We start from the raw sequence: 11,382 nt of genomic DNA on the forward strand, positions 1-11,382 counted from the left end.
GCGCCACAGGCAAAGAGGGGTGAACAGGGGGAAACGGGTTTGTGGTCTCTTTGTTCCATGGGGGAGCTACAGCACTCGTCGTCCGCCGCGCAGGGAGTGCCGGAGAGCAGGAGTATGTAGAGTGAGAACAGGTAGAGCAACCATTTCATGATGGCAAAGATAGGTTTATATTGTAGTTTTAAAATGCCGGCGGTCAAAATCGCCCTGCCGGCGCTGTAATATTTTATACCTTTGAGCCATGAAACTGAGAATAGCGACCCTGACGGACTTAGATGCTATCACCACGCTTGAACACGTCTGCTTCCCGCCTAATGAAGCTGCTTCCCGCGAATCGTTTATCAACAGACTGCAGGCATTTCCGGGCCATTTTTGGGTGCTGGAAAGTGAGGGCCGGTTGGTAGGTTTTATCAACGGAATGGTCACTGATAACGAAACTATCAGAGATGAAATGTTTGCGCATGCCAACCTGCATAATGAGGAGGGAAAATGGCAAAGCGTATTTGGCATTGCTGTATCACCTGAATACAGGAGAAATGGCTATGCGGGGCAACTGATTCGTCACCTCATTGAAAAAGCCAGGGAGGAAGAGAGAGCGGGGGTTACGCTGACGTGTAAGGAATACCTTGTGCCTTATTATGAAAAGTTTGGTTTCAGGGATTTGGGTATTTCCAATTCAGTACATGGAGGGGAAGTATGGCATGATATGATGATTCAATTTGGAGAACATTTGAGATAATGGAGAAAAAGACGCTGTATTTAATTTTGCTTATTTTAGGTTGCGCATTCTGGGGTATTTCCTATCCTGTTACTAAACTAGCCGTAGGCAACCTTTCGACCCATACCTTTTTATTTTACCGTTTTTTGCTGGCTACCATTGTACTTTGTTTTGTATTCTCCAAAAGTATGAAGGAGACAAACAGGGAAACGATAATCATGGGTATGAAGCTGGCTATACCACTGCTTGTAGGTATTCATTTGCAGACTTTGGGATTAAAGTATTCTTCCGCATCGCAATGCTCGTTGATTGCCAGTACCTGTGTGGTGATTGTTCCGGTTATGAAAGTGGCTTTTTTCAGAAAAAAGATTGCATTAAAAATCTGGCTGGCTGCATTGATGGCATTAGCGGGTACGATCGTTATTTCATTGCGGAGTGATTTTAAAATAAGCATCGGTGATCTCTATACTACGGCGGGTTCACTGGGCTTTGCCGTTTACCTGATCAATGTAGAGCGATATACGGCAAGGAGGAATATAATACCAACGATAGTACCCATGTTTGCAACGTGTACCATTGTTACGTTCATAATTGCCCTATTGGATACGTCGGCGGCATGGCAACCGGATAGTCAGGTATTCTGGCTGGGGATTGTTTATTGTGCGCTTTTTTCAACGGCGTTTATGTATTCTGTTTCCAATATTTCGCAGCGATATATCAGTGCGGAGAAGGTAGCAATTATTTATTTATTTGAACCGGTGTTTGCAGCTTTTTTTGCTTTCCTGATACTGGATGAGAGTTTGTCGGTGCGGCTGCTGGTGGGAGGTTTGCTGATTTTTGGGGCGACTATTATTTCGGAAATAAAATTAAAGCAGCCTTTGGAATAATCCAAAGGCTGCTTTTTTACCATATCTCCTGCAAATTCCCCTGCGCATCTGCACCCATCAACTTATCCGGCACGACTCCATCTTCCACCCATTCTACCATGACCTGCAGGATATCATGCTTTATTACCGTCTGCAGGTTCTGTCCAATATCACTAATGCCTGCTCCTCCTCCACAATGGCACATACCGGGGATCAAAAAATACCGGAAGAATTCCTTTTTGTCTTTGACGCGTTCGTAATATTGCATAGCATCGCAGGCTGGCACCAACGCATCTGCAGTACCTGTATACATCATCAATTTTCCGCCAGCATTTTTAAAAGTATCCAGGTCCGGGTTATTTGCATTTAATACAGGGCCAAGTAAAGAATCTATCAGGGCTAAATCTTTGTCAAAATCAAAACCACGGTAATCATAATCAGCACCAAATACCCAACGGAAGGGATACAATAAATTCTCCCCGCCGAAAAATCCAATTCCGCCATCTGACTGTTCACTGCCAGCTGGTATACCACAATAAATCTGTTCTCCTGTACGGGGATTTACAGGGCCATTGCGCACCTTTTGGAGAGCGGCTTTTTGTGCAGCATTCAGATAAGTAAAATCCGTATTTGAGAACAATCCTTTTGTGGTAAGATAATTAAACAGCAGCTGGGTATGCAGATGTGTACGATTATTAGCCGGCGCACCGGCGATTATTCCATTATAATCTTCAGGATACCGTTGCGCTTCCATCAGTGCCTGCTGGCCTCCGGTACTGCAACCCATGAAATACGAGTGATGCGGTGGCTTTCCATAATATGCTGTTACAACCTGTTTTCCTACCACCGTCATCAAATGTGTAGCACGATAGCCGAAATCAGCCCAGCGCTCCGGGTCATGAACCGACTTATTTACACCTGCCGAAGTACCCAGGTCAGTATTGGCAGTGGCAAAGCCACGTTTTAATCCATAAGCGAGTTTATCGTTTAAGATCTTCCCCCCACTCCCGCCATTTCCTGTTCCTAAAAAACGGCCATTCCAGCCCTTTTGAGGCATCCAAACCTGTACCTTGATATCACGTGGCAAACTAACTGCAACCAGGCAATATTCAGCCCCTACATCGCGAATACTATCAATCACCAATCCCTCTATATGCAGGGCAAGAATTTTGTTTCTAAGACTGTCTGTATGCGGGCGAATACTGTCCACCTGCTGCATGCAATTCATCAATATCGCCAGCATGAATACCATTATCTATTTTTTAGAAGATTCCCGTACTATCAATGTTGTTTTCAGCGATTTCTTTTCCGGTACATATTCCTCCCCCTTCCTGATCGCTTCCAGCAAAATCCCCGCCGCCGATCGCCCAATATCTGCCACCGGCTGCTGCACCGTCGTCAATGCCGGCTCTATCACCTCTCCACTCGGCTCATTACTAAACCCCACAATCCCCAATTCAGACGGGATCTTAATTTTCCGCTTCTTTGCCACCAGCATCAGCTGAATCGCCACCGGATCATTTACACAAAATACTGCATCCGGCCTGTTCTTCAAATTTAACAGCTGCTCTGCGCAATGTATTGCATCCTTTTTAGACAGGTTGCAATGTACCACCAGCTCTTTTTTGAACGGCAACTTGTATTTCGCCAATGCATCGCGATACCCTCTCAGGCGGTTATGTGTAATCAGTAACGCAGGCGGGCCACCAATATGCGCTATATTCCTGTAGCCGTTTTTGATGAGATGCTCCACTGCCTTCAATGCGCCTTCGTAATCATTCACCAATACTTTGGAAGTATGCATCTCTTCACACACCCGGTTAAAGAACACCACCGGTATCCCATGCTTTTCAAACGCCTTGAAATGATCAAACTTCTTCGTCTCTCTCGTCATTGATATCAACACCCCATCCACCCGGTTCGCCAGCAATACATTGGCATTCGCCACCTCTGTTTTATACGACTCCTGCGATTGACAGATAATTACATTATACCCCGCCGCCGCAGCTACCTGCTGTGCGCCCATGATGATAGTAGGAAAAAAATAGGTGAGGAACTCCGGTACGATAATCCCAATCGTATTACTTTTACTTTTCACCAGACTCTTGGCCAGCAGGTTCGGTTGATAATCCAGCTGCCGCGCCATCTCTAACACAGCAGCTTTCGTTTGCGGATTAATATCCCCATGTTCATGCAAAGCCCTTGATACCGTAGACTTGGAAATGTTCAGCGCCTTCGCAATATCCACGATTGTAGTCATGTGCTTTTTATGCTGCTTTCCATCCACTGTCGTTTCGTCTGGCAGCGTGAAATAGATATTACAATCCTTACAATAATACCGTTGTTTCCCCCTTACTATGCCGGACTTTGTGATCGCGTGCACGTGGTTGCACCGAATACATTTTATCATTCAGATTATTTAAAATTTAAGCATTCCTACCGGAATCGTTTGCGGTAGATTCCGTTGTCCCAATCCTTTCATTGTTTAATATTCTTCTCTAACATTGTGTACCACTTATGAATCACGTAAAGATGCTCTCGTTATGAAAAAAACAAGCTCCTTGTTTTCCATCCTGTTATTTATCATACTTCCACTTTACTCCCTGGCACAATCGCCGGTTATTTCGGGGAAAGTGGTGGATGAAAAAGGACAACCATTACCCGGCGCCACGGTGGCGGTAAAAGGTACTGCTAAAGGAACCGTTACCAACAACGCCGGTATTTTTACACTCAAAGACGTACCTGCCAATGCGCCCCTGCTCATCACCTTCCAGGGATATGAAAATGCCACGGTCGACATTCATGGCCAGTCCAACATAACCGTGACCCTGAAGGCCGATATCAGTAAACTGGGCGATGTGGTGGTAGTCGGTTATGGTACACAAAGAAAAGCCGCCTCCACGGGTTCTATTGCCTCTGTAAAAGGCGCCGACATTACGCAAACACCTGTCACCAACGTGGCCCAGGGCCTTGCTGCGCGGGTACCCGGGGTGCAGATCACACAGAACAATGCAGCCCCCGGCGGTAACATCAGCGTGCGCATACGCGGTACCAATTCTATCAACGGCTCCTCTGAACCCCTCTACATCATAGACGGTATCCAGATTTCCAACAGCGGCGGTGTAGGCGATGTAAGTCCTTTGTCTACCATCAACCCCAACGACATTGAATCTGTCGAGATCCTGAAAGATGCATCCTCCACCGCTATATATGGTGCAAGAGGTGCAAACGGGGTGGTACTCATCACCACCAAACGTGGAAAAAGCGGCGCAACACGCGTACAGCTGGACATGTACCGCGGCATACAAAACATTACCAAAACATTGTCAATGCTCAATGCCGCACAGTTTGCACAGCTGGAAAACGACATCTATAACTCACCGATATACGCGGATCCGGCCTCTCTTGGCAAAGGTACCGACTGGCAGGATGTCATCTACCGCCAGGCTAACGTGCAGAACTTCCAGGCAGCTGTGAGCGGTGGATCGGACAAAACCCAGTTCTCCCTCTCTGGTAACTACTTCGATCAGGAAGGTATCATTATTTCTTCGGATTTCAAACGGTATTCCTTACGGACCACGCTGGATCATACCATCAGCCAGCACTTCAAAGTAGGAACGAGTCTGCTGACGAGTTATACCATCAACAATAATATTCCAACAGGTATCAGCTCTATCGATGGCCCACTGGTTACACAAAGTATTGTAGGTGCTACATTGGGTGCCCCTCCTACCCTTGTGCCCTATAAGGAAGACGGTTCCGAGTATCCATTTGCCGATCAGTTCAATGGCCGGTACCGGGAAGTTGCCAATCCTGTGGGACTGGCGCAGATCACTAACCGCAATACCATCCGGCGCACGCTTGCCAATGTGTATGGCGAGGCAAAGATCGTGAGCGGGCTCACCTACCGCGCCTCCTTCAATGTGGACGTGGGCAATACCCTGAATGATTACTATTCGCCTATTTACATCCTGGGCAAGGCAGAGGTCAATGCCAACTCAGGCACAGCGTCCAAAGGCAATGTGAATACAACTAACTGGCTCCATGAAAGCGTACTCACTTACAACCGTGACTTCGGTGCACACAATATTAAGTTCACCGGTGTATATGCTATTCAGAGCAATTTGTATAATGATAATGTCATCAATGCAAATGGGTTTCCCAACGATGCTACAACTAACGAAGCCGTGCAGCTGGCAGTGAACAGAACTGTGAGCAGTTACCGCTCCAAAGAATCTCTGAACTCCTATATGGGTCGTATCAACTACGGCTATGCGAATAAATATTTCCTGGATGTGACGGCGCGTTATGATGGTGCTTCCAAGTTTGGCGAAAACCATAAATGGGGGTTCTTCCCTGCAGTAGCAGGTGCCTGGCGCATTATAGAAGAACCGTTCCTGAAAGACAGCCGGTTATTCAGCGACCTGAAATTAAGGGTCAGCTATGGACGAACAGGGAATGCAGGGGCTATTTCGCCTTATCAATCACTCGCACTGGAAAGCTCCGGCAGCAATTACCAGTTTAATCATATCTATACGGTAGGTATCAGTCCATCGGGTATTCCAAATGCAGACCTGCGATGGGAGAAATCCACACAGGCGAATATCGGGATAGACATTGGCTTGTTTGAAGACAGGCTGGGTATCACAGCAGATATTTATAATAAGAAGACAAAGGATCTTTTGTTTGTAAAGAACCTGCCACTCTCATCAGGGTATACGTCTATGACTGGCAACTTTGCCAGTATTCGTAACAAGGGGATTGAACTGGCAGCCAATGCACGGCTACTTACAGGTAAGTTTAAATGGAACCTGAATGCGAACGTATCTGTGAACCGCAATGAGCTCTTAAGCCTGGAAGGTGGTGTGCATGAATATGTGTTAAGTCCTTATAGTGTGCTGCGGGTAGGACAGCCTTTGGGTATATTCAAAACCTATGTATTCAATGGTATATACCAGACCGGCGAAACAGTGTTGCCCGGCAGTGGTAGCAGAACCGGTGGTGTAAAAGTGGCGGACCTGAACAAAGACGGACAGATCACTGGTGATGACCAGACTATCACCGGCAATGCGAATCCTTCTTTCATATTTGGCCTCTCTTCCAATTTCAGTTACGGCAATTTTGATCTTTCATTCTTCATCTCTGGTGTGCAGGGGAATAAGGTCTTTAACCTGAGCCGCTACACCTTTGAAAACGGCCTGGGTGGCAGGAATGTACTTGAAGGCATGGCCAATAGGTGGTCGGCTACGAACCCCAGCAATGAATATGCCAGCGGGTACCAGGGTGGCCGACTCCCGGTGTCGGACCGCTTTGTAGAAGATGGTTCTTATATCAGGATGAAGAATATTACGCTGGGTTACAAATTGCCTCACATCAAACATATTACCAGCGCAAGGATCTACATCAGCAGTAACAACCTCTTTACCATCACAGATTACACCGGCTATGATCCGGAAGTAAACTCCTTCGGTGGCTCCAATACACAGATTGGCGTGGATAACCTGGTTTATCCTATGGCAAGATCATTCCTCGTTGGTTTACAGGTGGGACTCTAAAATCAGACTATCATGAAAAACATTCAATATTTATTATTCTTTTTCCTGGTGTATACTTCGTGTAACAAACTGGAGGAAACACCTTACTCATCCATATTTACAGATAACTTTTATAAAACCGCATCGGATGCAGAGGCTGCGTTGACAGCAGTATATGGCCCTATGACAAGCCTGTACAGCACAGCGGGCACCGGGGCTTCAGACTTCAGTGCTGATCAGATTTACCCCCGGCCGGTGGTAGGCAGGGATACTTATACTTTGTTTAGTTATGACCCTAATTACACGACGCAAAAGAGTTTTAGCAGGCAGTTTGAGTCTCCGGAACAGATCTGGCAATCCTGTTATTCAGGTATTGAAAAGGCAAACTGGGTATTGCTGCGGGTGCCGGCGACCAACATGGATACGGTAAGAAGAAGCGTGATACTGGGTGAAGCCTATTACCTGCGCGCTTTCTACCTGTGGACGCTGACAAAGAACTTCGGGGATATTGTATTGAAGACATCGCCCAGTACCAACATTGATACGGCCATTGTAGGCAAATCCACACAGGCCGATGTGTTTAAGCAGATCTACCTGGACCTGGATCAGGCGGTTAGCAAACTCCCTTCTTATTCGGCAAACATTCAGAAAGGAAGACCTTCCAAAGAAGTAGCCATGGCACTGTATGCCAAGACAGCACTGTATGCGCAGGACTGGCCCACTGCACTGAATGAAGCAAAGCTGGTACTGAGCTCAGGTAAATACAGCCTGATGGCGAATGTACTGGATGTATACAATGTAGCAAAAGAAGATGCAGCCAGACAGGAAAACATGTGGGCGTATGAATGTGAAAGCACCACCCCCGGATACTCTACACAGATGATTGGTCTGTATGGTCCCCGAAATAGTGATGGCCCCGCATATGCAGCCACCACTTATGGCTCTGCATTTGTGTACCAGGCATTCTTTGATTCGTTCAACCCTGCTGACCTGCGGAGAAAGCTGCTCGACACAAATTATATTAATAAACTCGGACAAGTAGTGGCACAGAAAGATATTACGCCCATCACAAAACATGGTGTGCTACTGAAGAAATATATGGACCCGAATTCTGTGGGTAACAGTGGTGCTATTAATATCCCAATTCTGCGGCTGGCAGATGTGTACCTCATTGCAGCAGAAGCTGCGGCACAGCAAAGTGGTGCAACGGCTGAGGCATATGGGTATATCAATACAGTAAGAACGAGGGCGGGACTTCAGGGTCTGACAACCGGATTAGGTACAGCGGCGTTTGTAGATTCTGTATTGCAGGAACGTAGTTGGGAACTGTTTGGAGAAGGTGATCGCTGGTACGACCTAACGAGAACGAATACGTATTTACAGGTGATACCCGGTGCAGTAAATGATGTATACCCAACAAGGGCCCCGCAGAAAAAGCATCGCTACTTCCCCATTCCATTGGATGAGATCAATGCAAATCCTAAATTGGAGCAAAATCCTGATTGGAAATGAAATGGATCTTCTTTTGTATGCTCTTTTCTGTAAATGCAATGGGGCAGAAATTATTCCTTGCTGCGGGTCAAAGTAATGCAGTAGGTATGGCGGATAGTAGCAATTCTGTTCAGTGCATTCCGGGCACTGCCTATGAGTTCCGGTATGGTGCTGATACACTTGTTCATTTAAAGGACCCGGTTGGTAATCCGGACCTGCATTTCGAAAGTGCTCAAACGGGTAGTGCATGGCCTGCCTTTGCAAAAGCCTACCACGATCTGACAGGTAAGCAGGTGGTGATTATACCGGCGGCAAGAGGCGGTAGTTCCTGTCATTACAAAGCGGAATTAGAAGGAAATGGCACCTGGGATGAACAGGGCAGGCTACGCCTGTTCGACAGTGCAATTGTAAAAGCCAAAGCAGCTTCCCGGCTTTGTAAGCAGCCTGTATCGGGAATATTGTGGAGCCAGGGAGAGCGGGATGCCAATGCATATAATGCACAGCAATTATCTGCGGAGGAATATGAGCAACGACTGGTTACACTCATTCAGCGTTTCAGAAAAGCATTGGGTTCGGAGGTAGCGTTTTACATTATTCAAACCGGCCACTTCACCGGGCACCCTGATGAAGGTTTTGATGCAATACGAAAAGCCCAGGAGCATGTGGCGCAGCAGGTTCGGAAGGTCTATATCGTATACGCACAAACAAAAGACTTTCCACAAAAAGGATGGATGCAGGATGAAATCCATTATAACCAAACCGCATTGAACGACATCGGTGCCACAGTAGCCCGACAGGTTGTGCTAAAAGAAAAAAAGAAACCATGACAGGAAGATTAATTTGTTTGCTGGTATGCCTCCCCTGCTTACTCTTTGGCCAGCGCCAAAGAGACAACAGTCTGAACAGCGAGTGGACTTTTGCAGCAGACCCGGTAAAAGTAGGGGAAAAAGAAAACTGGCAGGACACGGCCTTTGCATCGGGTAATTTTGACAAGGTGAAAGTACCGCATTGCTTTTCTACGGATCCCCGGTATTTTTTCTACACAGGTACGGCATGGTACTTTAAACATTTTGAAGCGGGAACACCGGGGAATGATCATGTGTTTCTCCGGTTTGATGCGGTGTTTTATAAATCTAAGATCTGGCTCAATGGGGTGTTACTGGGCATGCATGAAGGTGGGTATACACCATTTGAATTTGACATTACCCCACTGCTTAAGAATAAAAACACCTTAGCAGTACAGGTAGATAATTCATGGGATACGACGACTATTCCCGGTGCTAAAACACTGGTCCCTTATCAATCTGCTGCACAGCGCCAATTGTATCCATGGATGAATTATGGAGGTATTACAAGGGCGGTACATCTTGAAACAAGACCCACCATTTATATCAGCAATACTAAAATTCTGGCTACGCCAGATGGGACTATCCGTATAAAAGCATTTATCCGGAATAGCGGTACTACACCTGTTACAGCCAGGGTAAATGCGACTATTTTAAAAAACAGGCTGTCCCCGCAGGAAGTACAGGTGGCACCGGGCAGTGCATCCACCGTAGAACTTAGCGGCAAGCTGCCGGCAGGGGATATAAAGCTATGGTCTCCTGATTCGCCTGCATTGTATACCGCCACTGTTAGCTGTGGCAGGGATACAGTTCTGCCCCGGTTTGGCATTCGCAAAATTGAAGTAAGTGGTACACGGTTGCTCTTAAATGGTGAACCTATCAAAATGGGTGGATGCAACCGGCCACTGGATTACCCGGGTTATGGCTCCATGGATCCTGCTTCGGTGCTGGAACAGGACCTGACTATGATCAAAAGCGGTGGCATGGAACTATCCCGCATCAGCCACTATCCAGTATCAGAAGCGCTGCTGGATTGGGCAGATGAACATGGTCTGCTCATCATCGAAGAGGCGGGCAACTGGCAAATGACCGCAAAGCAAATGAACGACACGAGCATGCGCAGCAAGTACCAGTCACAATTGCGGGAAATGATGGAGCGCGACTGGAACCATCCCTGTGTCATTGCATACAGTGTAGGCAACGAGTTTCAGTCATACACTGAAGAAGGCAAAGCCTGGGTACGCGACATGAAAAGTTATGTGAAATCGCTGGACGACTCAAGGCTGATCACCTTTGCCAGCATGGTATTAGGTCGTGACATCATTAAAAAAGGGGAAGATGAAGCTTCGCAATATGTAGACTTTGTCAGTGCGAATATATATGGTGGTCATTTACAGACACTGCAAAAAATACATACGCTCTATCCGGATAAACCAGTGTATGTAAGCGAATTCGGCATCCGGACAGATGATGTCAAATCAGAAGCGGAACGGGTGGCTTACCTCAAAAAAGCCATGCAGGAGTTCAGGCAATGCGACTACCTGATCGGAGCATCTGTATGGACATTCAATGATTACCTGAGCCGCTTTCCGAATACGAATCCAAACGGCTACCGGCCATGGGGACTGGTGAATCCAGACAGGTCTCCCCGTGATATGTACATCACATGGCAGGAAGAATTTGCACCTGCCACCATTGAACTCGTTAATAAAAATGCAGGTCGTGCCAGCATCCGCATTACTGCGAGAAAGGATTTTCCTGCATACACCATGCATGGTTACAGGTTGACATGCAATGGTACAACATATACCCTCAATACACTGCATCCCGGCGAGAGCATGCAGCTGGATATTCCCCTTGCGGGAGCAGCAGCAGCTATTTCCCTGATCAAGCCGGGCGGCTATACCATCATGCAAAAAACTCTTAAATAA

The 11,382-nt window shown here is 46.8% G+C and carries 8 protein-coding genes; 6 read left to right on the plus strand and 2 right to left on the minus strand.

Going from position 1 to position 11,382, the window contains the following annotated elements:
- Positions 1-238: 238 nt before the first annotated feature.
- Both ABDW16_RS26660 and ABDW16_RS26665 read left to right on the plus strand, forming a co-directional pair.
- A complete protein-coding gene (locus ABDW16_RS26660; RefSeq protein WP_343674045.1) occupies positions 239-736 on the plus strand; it encodes a GNAT family N-acetyltransferase in 498 nt (165 codons plus the stop codon).
- A complete protein-coding gene (locus ABDW16_RS26665) occupies positions 736-1,602 on the plus strand; it encodes a DMT family transporter (RefSeq protein WP_343674046.1) in 867 nt (288 codons plus the stop codon). Before ABDW16_RS26660 ends, ABDW16_RS26665 begins: the two co-directional genes overlap by 1 nt.
- Before the next feature lie 16 nt (positions 1,603-1,618).
- Here ABDW16_RS26665 and ABDW16_RS26670 read toward each other — a convergent pair whose 3' ends face one another.
- Positions 1,619-2,833, minus strand: a complete 1,215-nt coding sequence (locus ABDW16_RS26670) for a DUF6351 family protein (protein WP_343674047.1) — start codon at positions 2,831-2,833, stop codon at positions 1,619-1,621.
- Positions 2,834-2,836: 3 nt separating this feature from the next.
- Positions 2,837-3,991, minus strand: coding sequence for a substrate-binding domain-containing protein (locus ABDW16_RS26675; RefSeq protein WP_343674049.1), 1,155 nt, complete (start codon positions 3,989-3,991; stop codon positions 2,837-2,839).
- Positions 3,992-4,124: 133 nt separating this feature from the next.
- Here ABDW16_RS26675 and ABDW16_RS26680 point away from each other — a divergent pair, with 133 nt between their 5' ends.
- From ABDW16_RS26680 to ABDW16_RS26695, 4 genes are read left to right on the plus strand one after another with little or no spacing between them, the layout of a single operon-like run.
- Positions 4,125-7,136 (plus strand): TonB-dependent receptor, encoded by a 3,012-nt coding sequence (locus ABDW16_RS26680; RefSeq protein WP_343674050.1) that lies wholly within the window; start codon positions 4,125-4,127, stop codon positions 7,134-7,136.
- Positions 7,137-7,148: 12 nt separating this feature from the next.
- Positions 7,149-8,627, plus strand: a complete 1,479-nt coding sequence (locus tag ABDW16_RS26685; protein WP_343674052.1) for a RagB/SusD family nutrient uptake outer membrane protein — start codon at positions 7,149-7,151, stop codon at positions 8,625-8,627.
- The gene (locus ABDW16_RS26690) at positions 8,624-9,433 is read left to right on the plus strand and encodes a sialate O-acetylesterase (protein ID WP_343674054.1); all 810 of its coding nucleotides are present in this window, start codon (positions 8,624-8,626) and stop codon (positions 9,431-9,433) included. Before ABDW16_RS26685 ends, ABDW16_RS26690 begins: the two co-directional genes overlap by 4 nt.
- A complete protein-coding gene (locus ABDW16_RS26695) occupies positions 9,430-11,382 on the plus strand; it encodes a glycoside hydrolase family 2 TIM barrel-domain containing protein (RefSeq protein WP_343674056.1) in 1,953 nt (650 codons plus the stop codon). Before ABDW16_RS26690 ends, ABDW16_RS26695 begins: the two co-directional genes overlap by 4 nt.

Source organism: Chitinophaga sp., from assembly GCF_039596135.1.
GTDB lineage: Bacteria > Bacteroidota > Bacteroidia > Chitinophagales > Chitinophagaceae > Chitinophaga.

Excerpts from the sequence above, each read along its gene's own strand:
- ABDW16_RS26665 (WP_343674046.1), top strand. The coding sequence starts at position 736 with ATGGAGAAAAAGACGCTGTATTTAATTTTGCTTATTTTAGGTTGCGCA.
- ABDW16_RS26680 (WP_343674050.1), top strand. The coding sequence starts at position 4,125 with ATGAAAAAAACAAGCTCCTTGTTTTCCATCCTGTTATTTATCATACTT.
- ABDW16_RS26660 (WP_343674045.1), top strand. The coding sequence starts at position 239 with ATGAAACTGAGAATAGCGACCCTGACGGACTTAGATGCTATCACCACG.
- ABDW16_RS26685 (WP_343674052.1), top strand. The coding sequence starts at position 7,149 with ATGAAAAACATTCAATATTTATTATTCTTTTTCCTGGTGTATACTTCG.
- ABDW16_RS26670 (WP_343674047.1), bottom strand. The coding sequence starts at position 2,833 with ATGGTATTCATGCTGGCGATATTGATGAATTGCATGCAGCAGGTGGAC.
- ABDW16_RS26690 (WP_343674054.1), top strand. The coding sequence starts at position 8,624 with ATGAAATGGATCTTCTTTTGTATGCTCTTTTCTGTAAATGCAATGGGG.
- ABDW16_RS26695 (WP_343674056.1), top strand. The coding sequence starts at position 9,430 with ATGACAGGAAGATTAATTTGTTTGCTGGTATGCCTCCCCTGCTTACTC.
- ABDW16_RS26675 (WP_343674049.1), bottom strand. The coding sequence starts at position 3,991 with ATGATAAAATGTATTCGGTGCAACCACGTGCACGCGATCACAAAGTCC.